Annotated in this window: 24 protein-coding genes and 1 riboswitch; of the genes, 11 read left to right on the plus strand and 13 right to left on the minus strand. The window is 36.5% G+C overall.

All coding sequences use genetic code 11. The features are described from left to right. Both SJW71_RS02070 and SJW71_RS02075 read right to left on the minus strand, forming a co-directional pair. Nucleotides 1–1,074 carry an LLM class flavin-dependent oxidoreductase gene (locus tag SJW71_RS02070; RefSeq protein WP_431811694.1) on the minus strand — a complete coding sequence of 358 codons (1,074 nt, stop codon included), beginning with the start codon at nt 1,072–1,074 and terminating at the stop codon, nt 1–3. Nucleotides 1,075–1,095: 21 nt separating this feature from the next. Further along, nucleotides 1,096–2,256, minus strand: coding sequence for an MFS transporter (locus SJW71_RS02075; protein ID WP_274797393.1), 1,161 nt, complete (start codon nt 2,254–2,256; stop codon nt 1,096–1,098). A gap of 305 nt (nt 2,257–2,561) precedes the next feature. Between SJW71_RS02075 and SJW71_RS02080 the strand changes: the two genes are divergently transcribed. After that, the gene (locus SJW71_RS02080) at nt 2,562–3,143 is read left to right on the plus strand and encodes a TetR/AcrR family transcriptional regulator (protein WP_274794864.1); all 582 of its coding nucleotides are present in this window, start codon (nt 2,562–2,564) and stop codon (nt 3,141–3,143) included. A gap of 113 nt (nt 3,144–3,256) precedes the next feature. Here the strand turns inward: SJW71_RS02080 and SJW71_RS02085 are convergent, their stop codons facing one another. Next, entirely contained in the window at nt 3,257–3,646 is a 390-nt protein-coding gene (locus SJW71_RS02085) for a RidA family protein (RefSeq protein ID WP_431811695.1), read from the minus strand. A gap of 430 nt (nt 3,647–4,076) precedes the next feature. On the opposite strand from SJW71_RS02085, the gene SJW71_RS02090 reads away from it, so the two are divergent. Next, nucleotides 4,077–5,129: an AI-2E family transporter gene (locus tag SJW71_RS02090; protein ID WP_274794862.1), complete on the plus strand. Its 1,053-nt coding sequence runs from the start codon at nt 4,077–4,079 to the stop codon at nt 5,127–5,129. A 229-nt stretch (nt 5,130–5,358) separates the two neighbouring features. Here the strand turns inward: SJW71_RS02090 and SJW71_RS02095 are convergent, their stop codons facing one another. Then, entirely contained in the window at nt 5,359–6,705 is a 1,347-nt protein-coding gene (locus SJW71_RS02095; protein ID WP_431811696.1) for an MATE family efflux transporter, read from the minus strand. After that, the gene (locus SJW71_RS02100; protein ID WP_274794860.1) at nt 6,692–7,159 is read right to left on the minus strand and encodes a GNAT family N-acetyltransferase; all 468 of its coding nucleotides are present in this window, start codon (nt 7,157–7,159) and stop codon (nt 6,692–6,694) included. The genes SJW71_RS02095 and SJW71_RS02100 overlap by 14 nt, the downstream gene beginning before the upstream one ends. Before the next feature lie 86 nt (nt 7,160–7,245). On the opposite strand from SJW71_RS02100, the gene SJW71_RS02105 reads away from it, so the two are divergent. The 3 genes from SJW71_RS02105 (at nt 7,246) to SJW71_RS02115 (ending at nt 10,734) form a co-directional block, all read left to right on the plus strand. Further along, the gene (locus SJW71_RS02105) at nt 7,246–8,100 is read left to right on the plus strand and encodes a MerR family transcriptional regulator (RefSeq protein WP_274794859.1); all 855 of its coding nucleotides are present in this window, start codon (nt 7,246–7,248) and stop codon (nt 8,098–8,100) included. Between the two features lie 155 nt (nt 8,101–8,255). Then, nucleotides 8,256–9,557 carry an SMI1/KNR4 family protein gene (locus tag SJW71_RS02110; protein ID WP_431811697.1) on the plus strand — a complete coding sequence of 434 codons (1,302 nt, stop codon included), beginning with the start codon at nt 8,256–8,258 and terminating at the stop codon, nt 9,555–9,557. Between the two features lies 1 nt (nt 9,558). Beyond that, the gene (locus SJW71_RS02115; protein ID WP_407135377.1) at nt 9,559–10,734 is read left to right on the plus strand and encodes a DUF4272 domain-containing protein; all 1,176 of its coding nucleotides are present in this window, start codon (nt 9,559–9,561) and stop codon (nt 10,732–10,734) included. A gap of 47 nt (nt 10,735–10,781) precedes the next feature. On the opposite strand, the gene SJW71_RS02120 is transcribed toward SJW71_RS02115, so the two are convergent. From SJW71_RS02120 to SJW71_RS02130, 3 genes are all read right to left on the minus strand, one after another. Next, on the minus strand, nt 10,782–12,200 hold the full coding sequence (locus SJW71_RS02120) for an erythromycin esterase family protein (protein ID WP_431811698.1): 1,419 nt from the start codon (nt 12,198–12,200) through the stop codon (nt 10,782–10,784). A gap of 145 nt (nt 12,201–12,345) precedes the next feature. Further along, nucleotides 12,346–12,699: a hypothetical protein gene (locus SJW71_RS02125; protein ID WP_274794855.1), complete on the minus strand. Its 354-nt coding sequence runs from the start codon at nt 12,697–12,699 to the stop codon at nt 12,346–12,348. Between the two features lie 22 nt (nt 12,700–12,721). Further along, nucleotides 12,722–13,405: a DUF2225 domain-containing protein gene (locus SJW71_RS02130; protein WP_431811699.1), complete on the minus strand. Its 684-nt coding sequence runs from the start codon at nt 13,403–13,405 to the stop codon at nt 12,722–12,724. 336 nt (nt 13,406–13,741) lie between these two features. Between SJW71_RS02130 and SJW71_RS02135 the strand changes: the two genes are divergently transcribed. Together SJW71_RS02135 and SJW71_RS02140 are read left to right on the plus strand one after the other, a co-directional pair. Then, complete coding sequence (locus SJW71_RS02135) at nt 13,742–14,515, plus strand: Cof-type HAD-IIB family hydrolase (protein WP_274794853.1); 774 nt, start codon at nt 13,742–13,744, stop codon at nt 14,513–14,515. Nucleotides 14,516–14,609: 94 nt separating this feature from the next. Beyond that, nucleotides 14,610–15,206, plus strand: a complete 597-nt coding sequence (locus SJW71_RS02140; RefSeq protein WP_407135369.1) for a DedA family protein — start codon at nt 14,610–14,612, stop codon at nt 15,204–15,206. Nucleotides 15,207–15,235: 29 nt separating this feature from the next. Here SJW71_RS02140 and SJW71_RS02145 read toward each other — a convergent pair whose 3' ends face one another. The 3 genes from SJW71_RS02145 to SJW71_RS02155 form a co-directional block, all read right to left on the minus strand. Continuing rightward, complete coding sequence (locus SJW71_RS02145) at nt 15,236–15,973, minus strand: cyclase family protein (protein ID WP_431811700.1); 738 nt, start codon at nt 15,971–15,973, stop codon at nt 15,236–15,238. 83 nt (nt 15,974–16,056) lie between these two features. Then, nucleotides 16,057–16,164: riboswitch (SAM riboswitch) on the minus strand. 94 nt (nt 16,165–16,258) lie between these two features. Continuing rightward, nucleotides 16,259–16,657 (minus strand): hypothetical protein, encoded by a 399-nt coding sequence (locus SJW71_RS02150; RefSeq protein WP_431811701.1) that lies wholly within the window; start codon nt 16,655–16,657, stop codon nt 16,259–16,261. Nucleotides 16,658–16,850: 193 nt separating this feature from the next. Then, nucleotides 16,851–18,035 (minus strand): MFS transporter, encoded by a 1,185-nt coding sequence (locus tag SJW71_RS02155; protein ID WP_407135364.1) that lies wholly within the window; start codon nt 18,033–18,035, stop codon nt 16,851–16,853. A 109-nt stretch (nt 18,036–18,144) separates the two neighbouring features. On the opposite strand from SJW71_RS02155, the gene SJW71_RS02160 reads away from it, so the two are divergent. Continuing rightward, nucleotides 18,145–18,528: a winged helix-turn-helix transcriptional regulator gene (locus SJW71_RS02160; protein WP_274794847.1), complete on the plus strand. Its 384-nt coding sequence runs from the start codon at nt 18,145–18,147 to the stop codon at nt 18,526–18,528. Between the two features lie 54 nt (nt 18,529–18,582). Here the strand turns inward: SJW71_RS02160 and SJW71_RS02165 are convergent, their stop codons facing one another. Further along, complete coding sequence (locus tag SJW71_RS02165; protein ID WP_274794846.1) at nt 18,583–19,428, minus strand: aldo/keto reductase; 846 nt, start codon at nt 19,426–19,428, stop codon at nt 18,583–18,585. A 356-nt stretch (nt 19,429–19,784) separates the two neighbouring features. Here SJW71_RS02165 and SJW71_RS02170 point away from each other — a divergent pair, with 356 nt between their 5' ends. Beyond that, complete coding sequence (locus tag SJW71_RS02170) at nt 19,785–20,225, plus strand: VOC family protein (RefSeq protein WP_431811702.1); 441 nt, start codon at nt 19,785–19,787, stop codon at nt 20,223–20,225. 55 nt (nt 20,226–20,280) lie between these two features. Here the strand turns inward: SJW71_RS02170 and SJW71_RS02175 are convergent, their stop codons facing one another. Continuing rightward, the gene (locus tag SJW71_RS02175; RefSeq protein WP_274794844.1) at nt 20,281–21,159 is read right to left on the minus strand and encodes a LysR family transcriptional regulator; all 879 of its coding nucleotides are present in this window, start codon (nt 21,157–21,159) and stop codon (nt 20,281–20,283) included. Between the two features lie 379 nt (nt 21,160–21,538). Here SJW71_RS02175 and SJW71_RS02180 point away from each other — a divergent pair, with 379 nt between their 5' ends. Both SJW71_RS02180 and SJW71_RS02185 read left to right on the plus strand, forming a co-directional pair. Next, entirely contained in the window at nt 21,539–22,207 is a 669-nt protein-coding gene (locus SJW71_RS02180) for a response regulator transcription factor (RefSeq protein WP_274794843.1), read from the plus strand. Further along, nucleotides 22,204–23,586 (plus strand): sensor histidine kinase, encoded by a 1,383-nt coding sequence (locus SJW71_RS02185; protein WP_312506560.1) that lies wholly within the window; start codon nt 22,204–22,206, stop codon nt 23,584–23,586. The genes SJW71_RS02180 and SJW71_RS02185 overlap by 4 nt, the downstream gene beginning before the upstream one ends. Nucleotides 23,587–23,610 lie beyond the last annotated feature (24 nt).

A 23,610-nucleotide genomic window follows, 5' to 3' on the forward strand; every position in this document is an offset into this window, starting at 1 on the left:
TTAAAGAAATGGCTCTCCTTCTAGAGCCATTTCAGCTTCCCATTTGGCGACTTCCTCACGTACACGAGGGGCAACTTCTGTTCCAAGTAGTTCTATAGCTTGCATGACTTGATCATGTGGCATTGTACTTAATGGCACGTATAGCATAAAGCGTGTAATTCCGACGTGTTTACGAAGGTGAATAATTTTTTCAGCAACAGTATCTGGATCTCCGACATATAATGCTCCGTCAAAACTTCGTGCAGCATCATAACTAGAACGATCATAATAAGGCCATCCTCTTTCTTTGCCTAATTTATTCATACCAGCCATTGTTGATGGGAAAAATGTGTCTGCTGCCCATTCCCTATTCGGCCCAACAAAACCTATTGAATGAGAACCTACTTGAAGTTTTGATAAATCATGACCTGCATGAAGCGCGGCCTTTTTATACAGCTGTACAATCGGTGCAAACTGCATTGGGCTGCCACCAATAATGGCTAGCATGAGCGGTAATCCTAAAAGGCCAGCACGCATAGCAGATTGTTGATTTCCTCCGCTAGCCACCCAGATTGGGAGAGACTCCTGAACTGGTCTAGGATACACACCTAAATTATTGATTGCTGGTCGATGTCTACCTTCCCAAACTACTTTCTCGGACTGTCGAATGTTAAGTAGTAAGTCTAAATGTTCCTCAAATAGTTCATCGTAATCATGTAAATCGTAGCCAAATAAGGGGAAGGATTCGATAAAGGAACCACGACCTGCCATGATTTCTGCACATCCATTCGATAGTCCATCCAATGTGGAAAAAACCTGAAAGACACGCACAGGATCAGCCGAAGAAAGGACAGTTACGGCACTTGTGAGTCGAATGTTTTTCGTTTGAGAAGCAGCAGCAGCTAGCACCATTGCTGGAGAGGATGCGGCATAATCTTCTCGATGATGCTCGCCAATGCCAAAGACATCTAATCCTACTTGATCTGCAAGAATCATCTCTTCTACTACTTCACGTAAACGCTGGGCATGACTAATTACTTCACCACTGTGAATGTCTGGTTTTGTTTCTACGAAAGAAGTAATTCCTATTTCCATTTTGTATATCTCCTAATCAAATTAATAATTTGTAAATCGTTTTGTCGTTACCCAAAAAAGAAGGGCGATCGTGCTAATAGAAGCTCCAAGCAAGCAAACGCCTTTCCAGCCGAAGAGTGCATACGTCTGTGTAGAAGCGATTGAACCGCCAGCGCTTCCGATAGAATAGAACACCATATAGCCAGCGGTAAGACGGCTGCGGGCTTCGCTAAGCAATGGAAGAATCATCGCCTGGTTTGTGACATGAACTGCCTGTACAGCCAAATCAAGCAACACGATACCTACAATTAATGCCCATAACGACTGTTCTAAATAGTTGATAAACAACCATGAAATGAGTAAAAGCATTAAAGCAATACCTGTGGTTTTTTGTCCAAAACCTTGATCTGCTAATTTCCCTGCCTTTGCAGCCGCTAAAGCACCAGCCACTCCAACAAGGCCAAATGCTCCAATGACACTGTGTGAAAGAGCTAATGGTGGCGCACTAAGTGGCAGAACAAGTGGCGTCCACAAAATACTGAAATCAGCAAAAATTAGCATGGCTACAACAGAGCGAATACGTAATGTTCTTTCTTGAATAAACAGCGTAAACACGGAGCTAATTAGCTGCCAATAGGATAGTGATTTTACTTCACGCTCTACTCTTGGTAACACTTTGAGAAACAGACTGACCATTAAAAGCATGAGGGTGGCAGAGACAAGATAGACAGAACGCCAGCCTGCAAGATCTGTTAATAGACCAGCAAAGGTTCGAGCAAGCAGTATACCTATGACGATGCCACTTGTGACAATGCCAACGACACGACCACGATTTGTAGAAGAAGCCATGGTTGCTGCAAATGCCACCAGTGTCTGTGTCACAACGGCAAGTAAACCAACTAGGGCCATACCAGCGAATAGCACTACAATATAGGAGGCAGTACCGACTATAAACAAAGCCACGGTGGATAATAGCATTTGACCAATAATCAAGCGTCGTTGGTTTAGTAAATCTCCAAGTGGCACTAGAAGTAGTAAGCCTAGACCATAAAAAATTTGCGTGATAGTAATAATCAAACCAATAATCGAATGATCAATAGCAAACTCTAGAGCTAGTTGATCAAGCAACGGCTGTGCAAAATAAATATTGGCGACAGACATTCCGCAGGCGGTTGCAAATAATAATGTTACAGCTTGAGACATCGTAGGTTGTTGACTTAAAGAGGGTGCATCTTTTTGTGGTTTTGGATCATAGTCCACGCTGTATATTCTCCTTTCATAATGAATTGTCATCATAACATACCGTTCGGTATAATATAATTATTGGTAAATATATCTTAGTCGTATTTATCATGTCAAGGTTTATTAAAAATAATGTATAAATGGTTTGATTTATAAAGTGGAAATTGACAATAATAACAATAGGTAATACAATAAATACATACTGCTTGGTATTTAAAGATATAAGACCTACTCTCGAATCCTTAAATAACGGAGGTGAAATTTGAATGGCAAGAACCCGTGAATTTGATGAGGAAAAGGTATTAGAAGCTGCTATGCAATTATTCTGGGAAAAGGGATATGAAGCGACTTCTTTAAGTGATCTTACTGCTAGAATGGAGATTCAGCGTCCTAGTATTTATTCAACCTTTGGGGATAAAAGGGAGCTATTTGAAGCAGCACTTCGTAAATATACGACATCTCGAGCGGCTGATATACGAGCAAGACTTCAAAGTCATTCATCTGTAAAAAAGGCATTTACTATTTTTTTCGAAGATGTAATTGCTGGAGAATATACAGGTGATATTAGTAAGGGGTGTTTTTGTATAAATACAATGGTAGAACTGGCACCTCATGATGAAAGATTTGAAATCTTGACTAGAGAGCATCAACTTTATTTAGCTGTCATTTTTCAAGAGACGATAGAACGAGGAATCCAGACTGGTGAGTTGGATGCTGACACAGATGCCAAATCATTAGCACAAGCTTTAATTGTTGCGTTAATAGGGTTAACGGTCATGCTGAAATCACAGCCCCAAAGATCATTTGTTGACAATGCAATTGCAACGACTCTTACATTACTTAAATAAAACAATGTATGAAGGAATGGCAGAAGAAGCGGTGCCCCTTTAGGAGTGGTAAAGGGGTACTTGGGGGAATACATAAAACTGCACACTTTATTAAAATCTAACATAGAATGATTTTATAATTCCTTACAAGCCCATGTGTCTATCTCAACCTTTAAGGAGGGATTAGCCAGTGCTACTACGTAAATTAATGTCATGCAAGGTAGATGATCTCCCAAAAAATCACCTATTATTTCCTTTCGTTGACTAGCTTCCATATCTCCTACTAAATAAAATACGAGCTTTGTAATATCACGAACCTCCATATTAGCATTTTCTAAATTTTTTCTAATATTTTCTAGCGCTAACTTCAATTGAGCTACCGCGTCTTCAGGTATAGTTCCATCTGGTTGCATGCCAATTTGTCCAGATAAGGTTAACCATCTATGTGGACCAGTGACTTCGATTTGATGGACATAAGGAGCGACGGGTTGATGAATATTCTCAGGGTTTCTTGAAATTTTCATGGAATCAGTCCTATCTATTTCTAAATTGTACTTTTATCAAGTTAACATAAGGTATCGGTAATTAAAAGATTCTTACAAATACCATTATAAAAGAACATACAAATTGGATATGCTGTTATAAAGGGTTATAATAGATTCATAGAATGTAGGCTTATACGCTGATAAAGCTTTCACAAAGGATAAAAGTATTGACATTTTAATTTGACAAGACATACAATTCACCCACGCCTTAGGTTTTATATAGACACTTCTTTAGAAACATAAATTTCGTCTTATTTTGAAGGTAGCTGGCTATACTTAATTAATAAGAGGGAAATTTTTACATAAGAATGATGCGTATTGTTATAATTCAATTTTTTATTGTGTTTAGTTGATAGTGTAGCCCTAGGTAGCAGAAACAGCGAGGCCGTTTTGTAGAAGGAGTGAATAAATGACTAATTTCTTTCGGAGTAATGGATTTAAACGTTTTATAATTCTAGTTGGTATTGCTATTGCCTTATATTTAATGCGTAGTATGATCAATCTAATTCTGCTAACGTTTATTATTACCTATTTGATGAATCAGCTTACTACGAAGACGACGAAGGGTATTAAAAAATATGTACCGATGAATGAAAAAGCTGTTACGGTAACGTTATACCTTTTACTTGTTGCAGGTATAGTTGCAGTGATATACAAATATTTGCCGATTGTGACCCAACAAATTACACAGCTTTTTGATCTAATTGCGAGTTTTAATCTCGATCCAGATGATAATGAAATTGCTAGGTACTTAGCTCCTACCTTTGAGAAAATTGAACTTGGGAAATATTTAGAGCAAGGTGTAGATTTAACTCTTAAAAATATTACGAATATTGGTAAAATCATTATGCAAATATTGATTTCACTTATATTGAGTTTGTTCATTCTGTTAGAAAAGAAGCGCATTATTGAGTTCACAGCAAAGTTTAAGGATAGTAAGGTTGGACCACTTTATGATGAACTTCATTATTTCTCAAGAATATTCATTCGCTCATTTGGTAAAGTAATTGAGGCACAGTTCATTATTGCAGCGGTTAACTGTGTGCTATCAGTAATTGCCCTTTCTATTATGGGCTTCCCACATTTGATTGCCCTTGGTATCATGCTCTTCATTTTAGGCTTAGTACCAGTTGCAGGTGTCATCATTTCATTAATTCCACTAAGTATTATTGCCTATAGTATCGGTGGTTTGATGTATATTGTCTATATATTAGTGATTGTCATGGTATTACATGCTATTGAAGCCTATTTTTTAAATCCAAAGCTAATGTCCGCAAAGACTGATTTACCGATTTTCTACACATTCATGGTCATTCTCTTCTCAGAGCATTTCCTTGGTGTATGGGGATTGATTATAGGTATTCCACTATTTATGTTCCTTCTTGATATTCTGGGGGTAACATCCTCGGAAGATCCTCACAAGAAAGCAGTAGTGGTACCCAATGAGAAACAAATAGAATAGATCTAACAAAGGAATCATCCACATATACAAGATGGTTCCTTATTTAATGTTCAAGGGGGGATTTAAATTGATAAAAGATCAACAAGTCTGATGTAGATATTGGCCATGTACACCCCAATTAATTTTAGTTAATGGAGCAGTAGGTGAAGTTGTAGTGGAAGATGGAAAGGGTACTCTGAAAATGCAATTTTGTTAAGAGAAACAGAAAGAGATCTCGTGAGGTCTCTTTCTATTTAAGCATTTTGGAAGTTGAAATCGTCCGTGGATTTTTCTTAATGTACCAGTAAATAAGGCAGGCTGTAATTCCCTCCGCTACTGGAAAGGTCCACCATATTGCCTGTGGGCCAAGGAATTTAGGCAATAGGATAAGTGTCGGTATAAATAAAATAATACTACGTAGTAACATAATGGTTGTAGCAATTCGAATTTTCTCTATAGATTGAAAGAATTCTGCGAGCACCATATTAATACCTAAAAATACATAGCCAATGGCAAAGTGAATAAAGCCTTGAGCAGCCATGCTACGAATTTCAAATGAGCTATCTCCGAATAATGCCATTAACTGCGAAGGGAATAACATGGCAATAAGTGCTGTCGTTAACCCTAAAATAAAAGCAGTAGCTAAGCCGATTTTTAATAATGCTACTAATCTTTCTATTAATCTTGCCCCATGATGATAACTAACTAATGGTTGAAGGGCCATACCGATCCCAAGGAAAATTGTTAATAATACAGTATGGATATAGTTGACCATGGCATAGGCTGTAACGCCATTTGCCCCTAAATAGTGTAAGAAGGTCACATTATATAAAATAACGATAACAGCTACCGAAGCTTCTACGATAAAGCTAGGTAGTCCAATAGCAAAAATTTTTCTTAAATCTGACAGATTAAAAAATGAAGGGACAAACTTTAATTCAGATTGTGGGCGGAAAAAATGGAGACATAGTACAGACGTACCTATAATAGTAGCTATGGCTGTTGCTAAGGCACAGCCTGTGACACCATAATTTAGTACAAAGATAAAGACATAATTTAAGATAATATTTAATACTGACGTCGTTATTAAGCCAAGCATAGCAAGTCTCGGGTTACCATCGTTTCGAATGAAAATACTTAATAGATTTTCAATCGTGTAAAACACACCAAAGAGTAAAATGACGTGTAGGTATTGTTGCACATATGGAAATGTAACGTCGCTTGCTCCAAATATATAGGAAATCTCCTTTAGATTGAACGCAAGAAGTCCAATAATCGTGATCACGACCATTAGCATCGTAGTGAACGCCAATGTAAAGAGTTGGTGGGCTCGTTGTTTATTCCCCTCCCCAAGAGAAATCGAGTAAAGTGTAGCTCCTCCCATACCGATCCACAGAGAAATCGATAGCAAAATTGAGAAAATGGGGACGGCAATATTAACCCCTGCTAATGCTGATGGTCCCACGCCATTACTAACGAAAATACCATCCACCAAAATATTAACAGACATCAACAGCATACCAATCATTGCTGGAAATAAGTACGATAAAAACAATGGTTTTAGTGGTCTTGTTTCAATTGGATTAATGGTTGTCATGTCCATATACCTCCAGCACCATTACTTTTTCTCCTTTGTCATCTAGTTCACCATTAAACATAAAACCAAATTGTTTATATAGTTGAATGGCTACAGCGTTATTTTCATACACACTTAAATAGATTTGGCGACAGTTGAACTTTACCGCTAAGTATTGAATAAGTTGCTGTAAAAAATGTTTACCTAATCCTTGCTGTTGATAGCGTTCATCAATTAAATAGCGATCTAGCCATACACGCTGACTGTGATCTTCGTGGGGGAATAGACCATACATAGCGAAGCCGATTGCGATGTTATCTTTATACAGACCTAAGGGGGTAAAGCGTTGATCCAATTCTGCCTCTGCTAAGCATTGGTCTGTTGATTCAATAAAATGTTGCTGATTATCAGCGATACGTAATGCTAAAATTTCTTGCTTGTTAAAAGCTGTAATGTCACGAATCTCCGTGAACATAATGTCAAAACCTTTCTATTTTTATTGTGAATAGGTACAATTTAAAGTATATAGTTACTATATAGTCAAGGGAGGAAACTCAAAAAATGCTTAATAAAAATGTAAAATATTTTACAACGGGTGAATTTGCCAAAATATGTAAGGTTAATAAACAAACATTAATTTATTATGATCAAATTGGTTTGTTATCTCCCATCATGAAAGATAGTAAAGATTATCGTTATTATTCACTTGCACAATATGATTTTTTTGGTGTCATTGAATTATTAAAGGCAGTTGGTATGTCATTAAAGGATATTCAGCAATATATGGCGGAGAAATCCCCAGAAAATTTTTTAGAATTAATGCATCAGCAAAAGGAAATCGTAGCAAAGAAACGTCGAGAGCTAGAAATGATTGAAAATATCATTGATGTCAAAATTAAAACAAACGAGGAAGCACTTCACCTTAACTTTGACGATATTACAATTGAATATTTTCCTGAAGAAACACTATATCTAAGTAAAAATATCGAAGATTCTACAGAAGAGCAGTTTGTAAAGGCTGTATCGGATTTTATCGAGGAGTTAGATCGTTCTCAATTGGATACAGGTTATCCAATCGGTGGAATGACAAGGAGAGAGCAGGTTTTAGCTGGAAATTACGATAATTATAGCTATCTATATATTGAACAACCTAATCCAAGAGAAGGACATCCTTATTTTAAAGCAATTGAGGGTGAATTTGTTATTGGTTATCATGTAGGACCTTCTGCGAAGCTTGGAGAGACATATACACGATTATTTAATGTCATGCATGAAAAGGGCTATGAATTAGGTCAATACGTTTATGAGGAATATATTTATGATGCCGTTATTAAAAATCGAGAGGAAGAATATGTGACAAAGATTATGATGGAGGTAAAAAAATTAAGTAAACACAGCTTAAGAAGAACGAACTAAATTGGTTGAGTAATTTATCATACTTGGATGCTTTGATGTCAGTAAAATAAGAGTATTTTGTAGTTAAATTAAAAATTAACCTCATTAGTAAATGATTTCCTGACGATAGAAATAAAAAAGACGGAAATTTGAGCACGATGTGGAGATGAGCAACAATGTGGATTGATCGTTGGAATTTTTTGATGAAACAGCTGAAGCAACAAGGTGCCTTTGTACATCCAATTGAAGTACAACCTGTCGCTAGTGAACAAGATTTACGCAAGGTAGAGTCAAGGCTTGGTATACAACTTCCTAAGAAGTTCCGTCAAGCAATGCAAACCAGCTCACAACAAGTGAGTATCTATTGGTCGTTGCCAGATGAGGCTATCTTGCCAAACGAACTGATTGATACGCCATCAGGTGAGTTTGGCTGGAGCTTGAAAGACTTAGATTTCCCATACTTTGGCGGGGATGATAAAAATCTTGAACAACAATACGTACAATTTTTTACTGCAGGTAATGGGGATGCGCTTCTTATCAAGCTAGAGGATGAATCGATTTGGTATTGGAGTCATGAAGAGGATGAATTTGATTTCCTTGCCGACAGCTTTCATACATATGTTGACAGTATGACAGCTTTAGGATGTATTGGGGTAGATTGTGGGCAACACCGACAATTTTGTAGCGAAAATGGTTTGGATATTCATCTGACAAGCTCACAAATATGGCTAACATGGCTAAAGCAATTTTTAGGCTCTAATTTAAAATTGGCTAAAGCTAGTCTAGAATCGTTACTTCATTATGTTTCCATGCATGGCGTAAAGGAAGTTCAAGTGCAGGAAGCCTTCTTGCATTTTGATAAAGAGAAGGTGTATCAGGCTCTCCAACATAAAATTATGCGGGCGCTATCTCCATCAGATCAAAAGGCATGGAGTGAAGTGCTAATAAAGGTATGTTCAAAAGAGGCTGAAAATTGGGTAAGAGAGCTTTGGCAAGAGAAAAGCGATATTCCCAACTGGTTGCGTGATTATTTAACGGCACATTGTTTGCCAGCAGATGAAGGCTTAGCATTCATTTTATCTGATATGGAAAAGGATAAGATTAATGCTTATACTGCCTTACATCGATTACATCTTTTACACAATCCAACCATCATAGAATGGATGAGGCCATATGTGGCATTTCCAATCGATGGTTGGGATATGCTGTTGGCAGAGTCACAGCCTAGTGCTGATATATTACTTGAATGGTTGAGTGGTAGTGAGGCAGAGAGGATTACCTCAATCAGAGCTATTTGGCATATGATGCAGCAAGGCAAAATCCCAACGACGATTGTTGACGAGGGAAAATGGCGGCCATTGCTGACCTATTGGCATGAGCATGAGGTTCTTCGTAAAAATAGACAGTTGTTTAGCCAAGTTCTTAATCATTTGGATAATTGGAAACTGGCAAGCTTTATGCAACAAAGGAGAGAGTAGTTTGAATCATTTTACAATATTTGCGTCTAAAAATGATGTGGATGATATTCAAGACAAAATAGCAGAGGTATTTGCAAACGGCTTTACCATTGAACGAGGTGATAGTGGATATTTAGTAAAATCCAAAGGGCTTTTCAAAAAATCCAGATGTTCTATTACCGTTTTATTTGAAGATACTAATCCAGATTATTTCACTCAAAACATCCCGGGGATGATGGGGTATTACGATAGAATTCCTTTTCAGGATGAAGATTTAAAAGAACAGGTTATGATACAAATATCTGTATTCAATACAGTCATTGCAATCGAAATGGATAAAGAGATAACGGAAAACCATATGCAACTATTTACGAGACTGCTAGCAAGCATAGGTGGTGTAGGTTTTCTACCGGATGGCACTTTACTGGATCAGAGTGGTAGCGTTATTGTTTATTCTAATGGGGAGTCAGGTCCTGCAAATTTTAGACCTCAAGCCTGTGCAAGGAAGATAAGAAGTCAGGAAGTGACATCAGAGCAGGGGGAAACACGAAAAAACAGAACGATTGCCTTTTTAACAGACAAAGAAATCCCATATGCAACTTCTCTACCCCAACTGCCACCATTAGAAGGTTGCCGCTTTAAGAGCCAAGAAGAAATTGCAAAAAGGGCAGTTTCCCTGTTGATTGTTATTCAATTTGCCTGTGATGTAGCACAAAATGGAAATATTGAAGAGTCTAGAGAATTCTTCACTAATATGTTACGTACATATGAGGTGCAAGAATCTTTAACAGAGCATGAAAAATTCTTTCTTGAGACTCAGCATCCCAGTCCTCAAGATGCTGTCAATATTTCATGGCAGTATGAAGCCTATTGGACACTCATTTGGGCATTAGGGCTTGTGGAAGAGCTAGATTTCCCTGACGACGTATGTGATTGTGAATATGCTATACAGGTCGTTTCTCGTTGTGAAACATTTGAACAATTTTATAAGCAAACAGTATTGCGCAGTAAGGAAGAGATATTAGATGAAGCAGATAAGATCTACAGATTACATTGGGCTTGTGTAGATAGTCGAATAAATGGACAAGTAGCTCCTTTATCGTTAAATGAAAGTGTTGTGATGGAAAGACGTAGAGGCTTATTCTGGATGATGGGCTATCAAGATGAAGAATGGGATACTATATCAATGGATACTTAAAGGAATAGCAAACTAGGAAGCCTAGTTTGCTATTTTAATATATGAAATTATTTCACATAGGTTGGCTTATTCACCTTATCAATTAAAAGTATACCATCGTATTGATCGCGAGGAACTAAGCTTTCCTGTATCATACCCCAACTGTAAGATAAGCGGGGCTCGAACATCCATGAGTTGCCTCGTTCATTCTGGCGGTTGCGCAAATCAATGAATGTGTAAGGTTTACTAGTTGAAGACAGTATATCCTCAATAGATCCCTTGATAGGAGGTAAAACAGCCATCGGTTCACCCATATTATTTGCTGTCTCTCCGCTAGTCATATATAGACCTAATACATAGCTATATTTCTTGTAGATTTCTGGTAAACGTTCCCCCATTAATTTGACTGGATAAGGGGAACCCATTACTTCCGATTGTGCCTTACGAATATGGTCGTTATGTGCCCATACGATGAACTTTTCTGTTGGATAAACCTCCTCAGCTAACCAAAGTAAGTTCTCCATCATCGATTGATCACGCCATTCCATTGTTTTTAAAAATGTTTCAATATTATTTTGTTCAATATCAATATTGGACTGGATCGTTAGCTCCACATATTCGTCTGCTAAGCGAATGCGATTTGTTACAGTACGTTCCATTAGTTTGACAATATGAGACTCGTTTGGATAAGCCGCTTGTAATTCTTTTTCTTTCAATTGAATTTGAGACTTTACTTGTTTATACACATCTATGATTGTAGCTTTTACTTGCTGATAGCCCTTTAAATCTTTCCCGGAGCTCCATTCAGCTAGTTGTTTCTCAGCTTCACTAAATTGTTGAGCTAACTTAGGATTCTGGAGCCAATCGCCGTTCGTAAATGCCCCTTGCTGTTGAATATCGAAGCCAGTAAGTATAAGTGGTTGTTCTGTTGCTTGAGTTGATTTTGCATAGTCAAACAGAGGCAATGTTTCTTTCGTCCACCAAACTCCAAAAATAGAATCCTTCATTGTTTGTAGAGCTGCTTGTTTGTCAATTTGCCCTTGGGCGTTCATCACATTACCCATACCACTTTCAAAGGCAAGAACATTATAGCCCATTTCCTGATGCAAAAATTGTATTAAACGTGTTTTAACATGATTGAATTGTGCCACACCATGAGAGCTCTCTCCTAGAAAAACAATACGTTTATCGTGTAATAACGGCTTAAGCATCTCCAAATCCTCAAATTGATTAGAAGGGATTTTCGTTCCACTCGATACTTCAGGTTGGATGGATGACAAACTGTAAGCATGATCGTTCACCCACTTTTTCCAATCAAGTAATGTTTCATTAGAGGTCCTAGCCTGTTTAACTGTAGATTTGTTTTCTATATTGACCTGTTGCTCTTTTGCAGGAACAGCTGCAGAGACACTTGCTACGCCGTTCAATGTCATTAAACTTGCCAGTGCAAAACTTAATAAAACTTTATGCTTCCTAGCCTTCTTCATTGATAATCAGTCCTTCTCTTTATGTTGATACTAATTATAGAGAGCTTAGTTTAAAGCTTAGGAAGAGTTAGTTTAAATTTTGTTTAAATTTGGTAGGGTCAGTTAAAAAGAAAAAACATCTTTGATTAATGAAGATGTTCGATTGCTATTTATAATGGTACGTACTAGCTCTAACATGGTTACGTTGGATTTGATTGAACCATGCGCGGTCTTTTTCTTCTTGTTTTAACGTACCAACAATGGAGGAGGAGCAGCTAACACAAATTTTAGCCTGTGTAATTTGTCCACAACGTTCACAAGGTGCACCTAAATTAGGGAAAATTGATTTTTTTAACTTTCCTGCTTTTACCCATTTGAAAAGCAGCTCAGAGGACACTCCTGTTAAAGTGACAACCTCATCATTTGTTAAGTAGCGATTATTTTTTCTTAATAGAAAGTGATGCAACTCTGAAAATATATCTTCTTCTCTCACATCTATTCTCTTATGAAATAGCAACATTACAAGTCCTCTCCTCGTCCCATTAATTAATAGTTTCATTAACTGTTATAGGTTGTTCGTCATATTTATAATTTTCCCAACGATTACGGGCAAGCTTTCGATATTTTGGCGAGACATTTCTATCAGCGATTAAGCGAGAGAAGCCTTTTTGGGCTTCCGCCATATCACCAAGTCGGAGGCTTAGTTCAGCATGTAAAAACTGAATTCTCTCTCCACCCTCCTGATTGGATGCAAAGGATTTACTATAAAAGTCTCTTGCTGCAAAAAGGTAGCGTTTTTCGGATTCTTCATCGTTTTTTAAACGATATAGCCAACCTATTTTTAATGCGAAATTCGCCATTAAGAGAGATTCTTCCATTGAAGCACGGGATACTAAATAAGCAAGCTTAAAACTGATTATGGCATCATCGATTGTACGTTCCTGGCAGATGTCTATGGGTTTTTGGAGCTCTTTAATGTATAGTTCATCAATGAGCTGCATGAACGGTCCATAAGTCCTTGTCATAGATTTGTGGTAGGCGTAGCCACAATGTGGGCATACAGCGACCTCATACAGCAAAGGATTTAGGCCATCATAAACAGGCATGAAATCTGTTTGTTCCTCGATGATTTTATATCGATTAGGGCGTACTTTATATGTTGTAAAATGCCTTTTGCAAAATTTGCAATCTACACTACTTTCGTAGTAATAAATGTTAAATGCCATAAGAATCAACTCCTTTGCCTGCTTTAGAAAATTATTTCTTTTGTTCTATCTATTCGTTAAAAAGTATCATTCAATATATTTAAATGATTATCTTTTATTTTAACAATTCTGTGTTCTTTGGTATACTTCTTTAGAATTATTAAAATAAAAATAATCATTACATTATTAATTAATTGTCACTAGAACTGTTCCTTTAATAGTATTTATCGGTGCTGTTAATGTAAGTTATATAGATGGTTGAAAGTTTGTCGAAATACGTACAAATATTTTATTAGTAATCGTTAAAGGGATTTTTTTTGTGTGGTTCAAAAGTATTGTTTTGGAGGATGATTCAAGTTGAACTATAAAATAGTGTTTTTTGATGTAGACGGCACACTCATCAATTATGAGGATGGCTGTGTAGAAGAAAGTACAAAGCAGGCAATTGATTTGTTAAAGAATAAGGGAATTCACCTTGTAGCAGCTACAGGAAGACCTTTATCCATGTGCCGTGAGTTGGAAGAGTTGGGGATAGAGACCTTTATTACGGCAAATGGTGCATATGTGAAACATCATGATCTTGTCCTACATAAAACGCCTATTGCTAAAGAGATTGTCCAAAATGTTGAGGCTTTTGCAATGGAACAACAGCATAGCTTAACATTTTTTACAGAGCAGCTAGCGATGAATAGCATACAAAGTCCAGCTGCTTTACATGCTATGCAGGAAACATTGTCTTTGGGAGATTTTCCGGTTATAAATGAAAAAATTACGAATGAGGAAGTTTTTCTCATGTGTCTATATACAGATGAACAGGGAGAAAAAAGATATGTTAGTCAATTTCCGAATATATTATGGCAGCGATGGCATCCTTATATTGTGAATGTACTACAGCAGGATGTTTCCAAGTCAATAGCTGTTCAAGCAGTACTAGATTATTTTAACATTGATTCTAAAAATGCCATTGCTTTTGGAGATGGGGATAATGATATGGATATGCTGGAGCTGGTAGGATTAGGAATTGCTATGGGAAATGGAAGCTTAGCTTTGAAAAACGTTGCTGATTTTGTTACAAAGAAATCTACCGAGGGCGGTATTGACTTTGCTTTGCGTCAGCTTCAAATAATTTAAAACAATCTTCAAGTTGCTTCTTCTGTTTTCCGCAGTTTGATTATAATGAAACCTGTATATTTTATAGTTAAAAAATTTTTAGGTGGGATAGTTTATGGCACATCACGTGCAATCTCTAATTGAACATTACGGGTATTTTGGCATTATCGTAATCCTAATTGGAGGTATAGTTGGATTGCCACTTCCTGATGAGGTTTTCTTAACATATGTAGGTTATAGTGTTTATCGGGAAAGCCTTGAACATATCCCTGCATTATTAAGTGCCATGATTGGCGCAGTTGGAGGTATTACTTTAAGCTACTATATTGGTTATCGATTTGGCTTACCATTACTACAAAAGTATGGGCCAAAAATTCATATAACTGAACAAAAAATTGATTTTACGAAAAAAATGTTTGCCAAAATTGGACCTATCTTATTGTTAATAGGCTATTTTATCCCTGGTGTCCGCCACATAACAGCGTATATTGCGGCTATTAATAATTATCCATATAAAAAGTTTGCGTTCTTTGCCTATACAGGAGCATTTATCTGGACATTCACATTTATAACGTTAGGGAAAATGCTTGGAGAGAAATGGCGGTTTGTTGGTTACTACTTATCCCATTATAGTATGTATCTCATCCTATTATTTGTTCTATTAATGTTCGTCGTTTACTTTATATTCAAAAAAAGAAATGTACAAAAATAAAAGTCGGTATCTCTATACCGACTTTTAAGTTATGGCAAAATAGCAAAGGAGCGAACAGGGAATCCAGATGCTTTTTCTGGTTTAGGTACAATATTAAAAATAATTGCACCTGTTGCAGGTAGCTTGTCTAAATTAGTCATTAACTCAATTTGATAAGTGTCTTGTTCGAGCACAAAGTATTCACCATCTAGTTTGCCATTTTTACGAAAATCAGCTGCTGAATCAGTATCGAATGTTTCGTGACCAATCGCACTAACTTTACGTTCCGTCAGTAAAAATTGTAAAGCCTCTAAGCCCCAACCTGGAATATGGTTATATCCTTCCGCATCTTTATTGCTGAATGTTTCCTTATCTGGCCAACGTTTACTCCAATCGGTACGTAGCGCTACAAAGGTACCTGCCTCAATTTTTCCGTGCTGTGCTTCAAACTCAAGTATATCTTGAACACTTAAAGAAAAATCATGATTGCTAGCAGCTTCTTCGGACTTATCAATGACAACAAGGGGAAGAACAAGCTCTTTTAAATCGAGCTCTTCAAGGTACCGTGTGTCTCGCACAAAATGAATGGGTGGGTCGATATGCGTACCATATTGACCAGGGAAAGTGAACTGTTGTGCAAAGAACCCATCATCGTGAGAGAATAATGTTTCAAATTTTGCATCTTCGAACATGAAAAAATGGGGTGAGTTAGGGCCGAATGTATGTGTTAAATCGACCCATTGTTTAGATTTTAATAATTGTAATGCTTGTAATAATTCATTAGACATCGTTTTCCCTGCTTTCTTAAAATAGTAGTAAAAAAAGAGCCCCCTATAGAAGAGGACTCCTGAATAAACAACGGTAGTTCATCTTCTCATCTTCAAGGCTTTGGAATTAGGCCAATTGGAATTAGCACCATACTGTTGAGCTGGTTGCTGAGACTTCATCGGGCCAATCCCTCCGTCTCTCTTGATAAGAAAAATATAAGAATTTTCAGAAATAATAATACAAACACTTTATCATAGTTTTCTATAGTTTACAAGTTCAATAGGGATACAAGGTTAGAGTTTTTTTCACCAATTTAAATTCAATATGACACCACAACAGCCATTATCAATTAGACGTATTCTAAAACTATCAGGTGTATAGTTCGTTTCGAATTTCATCGTAATACCTGTGGATGAAATTAATTTCTCCACTTCTGCTTTATTTGAAAGTTGTGCTGCATTCATTAAATCATGGGCAAATTGCTGGGAGCTTTCAATTTTATCCGTCAGTAATTGGGCTTGCTGCATAATTGCCTTTATCCGTGTAACCGATGATTTTAATTTATGTGTATCAACAGGTGGAAAGGGATTGTTGGTCAGCATTGCAAGATGTTGGGGAAAGGATCTTACAGCAAGGTGGTTGGCCATTGGTGGCGCTGAGTAATGATAGGGATGAACGAAATACGGATAAGGATTGTAATACAATGGAATTCCTCCTATCCTATAGCTGATATCTTATCTTATGTATTCAAGCGAATTTAGGTGTAACTCCATTCTTGTCTTACTTATAACACAAAAAGGAAGCCACAGGGAGCTTCCTTTTTATCAATATTGTATATATACCGATGTTTAAATTACTAAAATATCAAGTAAATGCTAGATAAACGGACTAACAATATTATCGTTTTTTATTATCGAAAAGCAACCATAATAATGTAACAATCGCTGCTAGCATAACCATTAGGAATCCATAAAGAGGCGTATGTGCTAATGATTGATGGCGAATAATAAAACCTCCAATATAGGATCCTAAAAATATACCAATGTTAAAAGCAGAAATGTTTAATGCTGAAGCCATAGAAATAGCTGACGGCACATATTTTTCAGACAGTAGAACAGCATATAACTGTAATCCTGGGACATTCATGAACATAAATAATCCCATTGTCAGTACCATGATTAATCCGATAATCGGTGATTCAAGAGTGAAGCCAATACCAAGTAACGCTAAGGCAAGTCCAACAAAAATTATAAAGATGGAACGTAGTGGATTTTGGTTAGCAAAATGGCCTCCTAATGTATTACCAATAGCAACGCAAATACCATAGACAACTAATATAATCACTACTGCATGTGGGGAATAGCCCATATATTGCTCTAAAATAGGAGAAACATACGTATAGACTACAAAGGCCCCACCATATCCAATTGCTGTAATGAAAAGGATTAATAACATGCGAATATTGCCTAATACTTTGCCAATATCACGTAAAGAAATAGGATTACCTTTTGATAATTGGTTAGGTACTAGTAAAGCATTACTAATTAAACCGATAATGCCTATAATGACGATAAAAATGAACGACATACGCCAGTCTGTTACTTGTCCAATAAATGTACCAAGTGGAACACCGGTCACAGTTGCTAGCGTTAAGCCTGTAAACATAAAGGCAATCGCGCTTGCTCGTTTATTTGGTTCAACTACATCAGCTGCTATAACAGAGGCGATCGACATAAACACACCATGAGCTAATGCTGAAATAATACGACCTATTATCAGTATAGAAAAAATTGGTGCGATAGCTGCAGTTAAATTCCCCGCTATAAAAATGGTCATAACAAGCAATAAAACTGTTTTTCGACTAAGACGAGATGTTAAGGCTGTTAATAATGGAGCACCAACAGTGACACCTAGTGCGTATATAGAAACGGTTAAACCGGCAGTGCTTAAAGATATACCAAAATCATCTGTAATTAATGGTAAAAGTCCAACACTGATAAATTCAGTGGACCCTATACCAAATGCACTGATTGCAAGTGCTAGCAATGTCAATTTTGCATTTGGCTTTTTTGATTGTGACATTTTACTAATATCTCCTTTGATTTTTTTTAGTATGTGTAGTAATATTCATGCATGCCTAAAAGTTGTGTAGAGTACTTTTAGTTACTTTTGAATATTACGGGGGTTTACAATGCAAAAAATTTATAATATAGGTGTTGAAGCTACGCTTGAAGTTATTGGTGGTAAATGGAAACCGGTCATTCTTTGCCATTTGAACCACCATGGTGAAATTCGAACAAATGAATTTCGACGATTGATTCCAGGCATTTCCCAAAAAATGCTTACAAGTCAATTAAGAGAGTTAGAGCAAGCTGGTTTAATCCATCGCAAGGTCTTCAATCAAGTACCGCCTAAAGTGGAATATTCATTGACTTCCTATGGACAAGGGATGGAGCCTATTTTGAATATGCTTTGCACTTGGGGCGAAAAGCATGTTGAATTACTAAAGGATAAAGGTGAAGATGTTCTGTTAAAACAACGCGATGAAGATATCGCTATGCAGCAAACATCATAATGAGGGAGAAAGAGACTGTCACATACAAGACAGTCTCTTTCCTCTTTTTAATGCTTATAGAGCAAAGTCAAATTCATCTGGATTTGGACCAACACGTTGTTCACGATTCATCTCATTGATTAATGCCATTTCTTCGTCTGTTAAAGTAAAGTCAAAGATATCAGCGTTTTGCATCATACGCTCTCTACGTACTGATTTTGGAATTGTAATCACTCCATTTTGTACATCCCAGCGTAAAATAACTTGAGCATTTGATTTTCCGTATTTTGTTGCAATTTTTGAAATCGTTTCATCTTCAAGAAGACCACCTTGCATTAAAGGTGCCCATGCTTCAAGTTGAATTTGGTGCTTGTCACAGAATGAACGAAGCTCCACTTGTTGTAAGCGTGGGTGGAATTCCACTTGGTTCAAAACAGGTTTAATACGAGCAAATGATAATAAGTTTTCCAAGTGTGCCACAGTAAAGTTACATACACCGATTGCTTTGATCTTACCTTGTTCATATAGGTCTTCAAGTGCTTTCCACGATTCAGCATATTTATCTTTACCAGGCCAATGAATTAAATAAAGATCTAAATAATCTAATCCTAATTTTTTTAGGCTCTCTTCATATGCTGCAATTGTTTCATCATAGCTTAAGCCATCGTTCCATACTTTTGATGTAATAAATAAATCTTCACGACGTAAGCCAGTTGATGCTAGAGCTTGTTTAATACCTTCTCCTACACCTGCTTCATTTCCATAAATAGCAGCAGTATCGATGCTTCGATAGCCAACCTCGATCGCATTTTTAACCATTTCTGCAGTAGCGTCATTTTCTACTTGAAAAACGCCTAAACCCATACCAGGCATTTGTAGGCCATTATTTAATGTGATTGTATCTTGTAAATGAGTAATCATTATTATTCCTCCAATTGTGTGTTTGCTTGATTGCTTTTTCATTATGATGCCCCACAAGAGGAAAAAAAAGTACGTACATTTTTGTTTCATAGAAACGTCGAGGTAACTTTTGTGTGATGCCAATGGTTAGAGAGATAAAAGTTTTTTAATAGTACTTTTTGCAATTTAAAATTACAGGTGAAATCAGGAGGATATAAAGAAATGAAGGGTAATCCATAGTGAAATCTAAAAAAATGAATAGATTATGATTATCTCTGTGCTGATGCAACCAAATGACTTTCTTCCCGAATTAAAAGGAAAAATTTGTTGGATAGAGAATTTAAATAGTAATACTACTTTAAAAAGGGGATTGTAAAATGAATCGTTTAAACTTAATCACATTAGGCGTTAAAAATTTGGTGGAGTCACTTACCTTTTACCGAGAGGGACTTGGCTTTGAAGTAGTAGTGTATGGAGAAGAAACAAATCCAGATGTAATGTTCTTTAATAATGGGGGAACTAAAATATCACTATTTCCAATTGAACGTCTTGTAAACGATATCAATGAAGCAAACCCACCAGAACTTAGCCCCGGCTTTGGAGGTATCACCCTTGCTTACAATGGTAAATCAAAAGAAGAGGTGGACCGCGTATTTGCATTAGCTAAAAAAGCTGGAGCGTCTATTGTAAAAGAGCCAGAAACAGTATTTTGGGGCGGTTATAGTGGCTACTTCCAAGATCCAAACGGTTACTATTGGGAAGTAGCTTATGGTGATATGTGGAAATTTGATGAAAATGACATGCTAATTATTCAATAATGATTCAAAAAGAGAGCTCACTAGAAACGTTAGTGTGCTCTTTGTCATTGACTGCTTAACAATAATGTTCCCTCATTAAATTCACAAAGTTTTGTGCAGCTTTAGATAAATAATGATTCTTCATCCATACAAGTCCTACGGAAGTGGATAACTCTGTAGTTGGGATTTTGTAGGCATGAAGCGGTAGGTCTTCAAATTGCTTTAGAATGGTTTCAGGTACGATGGAGGAGCTAAAACCTGATTCGATTAAATTCATCAAAAGCGCAGTATCTGAACATTCCCCGACGATATGGGACTGTAATTGGAAGCGGGAAAATGCTTCTAAAATTGAATAGTGAACTCCTAACCCTTCTGTACTCGGTAATAAAATCGGCCAATTTTGAATTTCGGCCAAAGTCACCTCATGTTCTAACAACTTAAACTTCTTGGATTGTATAAAATAAAACGGTTCTGTGTACATATGAAGGACAGAGAAATCATCTAATTCTAAGGGCAAACGAATGATCGCTAGTTCTACTACACGATCTCTTACAAGCTTACAGAGATAAGAGGATTCATTTTGTTGAATTTTATAAGTTACCTTAGGAAATTGTTGTTGGAATTGATGTAATAATTGGGGTAACTCAACAACTGAAAATGTATTGATGCCTAATGTTAATCGTCCATGAATGCCTAGCCCTACATCCTTGACCTCTGCTTCCGCCTCGTCCATTAATTGAGCAACCTGCAATGCATATTTATATAAGGTCTTCCCAGCCTCCGTCACTTCAAAGTACTTGCCGCTTCTCTCTACCAATTTTGAACCAAGCTCTTCTTCCATTGTTTTTAGATGTTGGCTTAATGGTGGCTGAGAAATATGCAGTCTTTCAGCAGCAGCAGAAATCTTCCTTTCCTCCACAATCGCTATAAAATATCTTAGTTGTCGAATATCCAATTAAGTCACACCCCTTTATTATATGTAAAACCTAAGTAAAACAAATTTTTTTAATGTTTTTCATATAGTTAGTGTCATGTTAGCATATTCTAGCACCTACGTGTGAAGTTTCTAATTGTATTTAGAGCAGATGAGAAAGCAATTACAGATAATAATATCTACCTTTAAAACGCAACTTACACAAAGCTATTAATAGTTGCGCTTTTTTATATCTACTCAATTAATAGACATTTTTCAAATTTCCTAAGAAAATAAATAGCGTTTATCCTATAATAACCATGTATGCAATAATATTGTTTTTAATTTTTAGTTAACTTCATATTGCAAAATATGGTATTTTAATATAGCTTTTGATTATCAACAAGAAGGAGGATGAACATTGATTCATATATTGTACATAGAAGATGAGAAAGAAATAGGACAATGGGTTAGCAAGGAGTTAACGGAAAGAGGCTATGAGGTAACATGGCTAGAGTCTGGCGAAGGTCTTGAACAACACATTGCTTCAAAAGATCTTGCTATATTGGATGTCATGCTACCCGGGTTAGATGGTTTTTCGATTGGCAAAAGAATAAAACGAGAGAATAAAGATTTACCTATTTTGATGCTATCTGCTCGAACAGCCGTTGAGGATAAAATTGAAGGGCTTAATTTTGCTGATGATTATTTAACAAAGCCATTCCATCCTGATGAACTAGTAGCAAGATTAGAGGTATTACTAAGAAGATATCAAAAAAACGATGATGTATTGGCATTGCAGCATCTTAAAATTTATACAAAAGATATGCGAATTATTAATACATTAAATGAAGAAGAAATTCTTCTCACTGGCAAACAATTTTATTTATTGCAGTATTTTATTCGTCATCTAAATCAAATTTTAACGAAGGAACAACTCTATGAGGGTGTTTGGGGTGAGAGTTACATTGAAGGTGATAAAACATTGATGGTTCATATTCGATATTTAAGAGAAAAGATAGAAATTAATCCTGCAAAACCCCAGATTATCGAAACAATTAGAGGAATTGGCTATAGGGTGAAACTATGAAATTTTTCCGTTCATTATTAGCGAAATATATGCTCATTATTGTATTAGCTATATCGATTGTTCAAATTTCCTATCTCGGTGTTGCTACTTTCATGTTAGGCATTTCAAAGACAGGATCTGGAGACTTTTCAAGTGAAGCTCTTCTGGAAAGTGATATTGAAGAACAATGGCATACACAAGCAAAAAGTATAAACAATGCATCAGAAGCTACCATTGAACAGCTTTTTCAAAAATGGCAAAAGCAATATCCTACAGCTTCAATGTTCTGGGTAAGTGAAAAGGGAAATTTACTGACTACCATGAATGTTCAGGATGAGCTTCCTAAAATATGGACACCTGCATTTACAACCAAATTTATTAAAGAGCGCTATGGAAGTGATCCATTTACTGTAATTGCTTTCTTAGGTGATGATGTGTCAAATGGCTTTATTGTGTTAGAGATTTCAAGGGATGTCTTTAAGCCCCCACTTATAAAGATTTATGATAACTACGGTAGCTTCTTATTTTTTGGTGTTGTAGCCGTTATCCTATTTTTTATTGCCGTTTCATTTTTATTTTTCAAGGGAATTCGAAAAAGACTATTACATCTACAAGAGGCTATGGAAATTCGTGATGTTGACGGTTTACCTATTGAAATACAGGTGAAAAAGCGGGACGAAATTGGACAATTAGAGCATAGTTTTAACAGAATGGTTTGTGAGCTAAGAGATAGTAAACAGCGTCAGCAGAAGGAAGAACAACTAAGAAGAGAGCTGATCGCCAATTTATCACATGATTTGCGAACACCTTTAACAAAAGTAAGGGCTCAATCTTATACAATTAGCAAAGAAGCATTGTCAGAGGAAGGTATACAGGCTTTAAAAGCAATGGAAGCATCCATTGTGAATATTGATGCTTTAATTGAAAACTTAATGTCGTACACATTGCTAATGGCAAGCAAATATAAATTCGAACCGAAAAACATCAATGTTATTCGGTTTGTGCGGGAACATTTAACAACCTGGTACCCAGTTTTTGAACGAGAAGGATTTACTATCGATATTGAACTGCAAGCATTTGAATCCAATGAGTGGAGTGTTGATCCATTATGGCTAGGGCGAATATTTGATAATATCTTTCAAAATGTGCTACGTCACGCTTACAGTGGTAAATATATAAGTGTGAAAACAAAATCCACGGATAGCTATAAAGCATTTATTATTGAGGATCATGGTCAAGGGATGAAAAATGAATCCAATGCAAAAGGAGCAGGGATTGGTCTATCTATTGTCGATATTATGGTAAAGGGTATGGATTTAGAGTGGGAAATAACTTCTAGTCAATCTGGCACAAAAATTATAATCAAAAATGTTATGCAATCTGCGAAGCTTGGGAAGTAAAGGCTCGCAGATTTTTATTTTTAG

This window comes from Lysinibacillus sp. FW12, assembly GCF_050817245.1.
Taxonomy (GTDB): Bacteria; Bacillota; Bacilli; order Bacillales_A; family Planococcaceae; genus Lysinibacillus; species Lysinibacillus irui.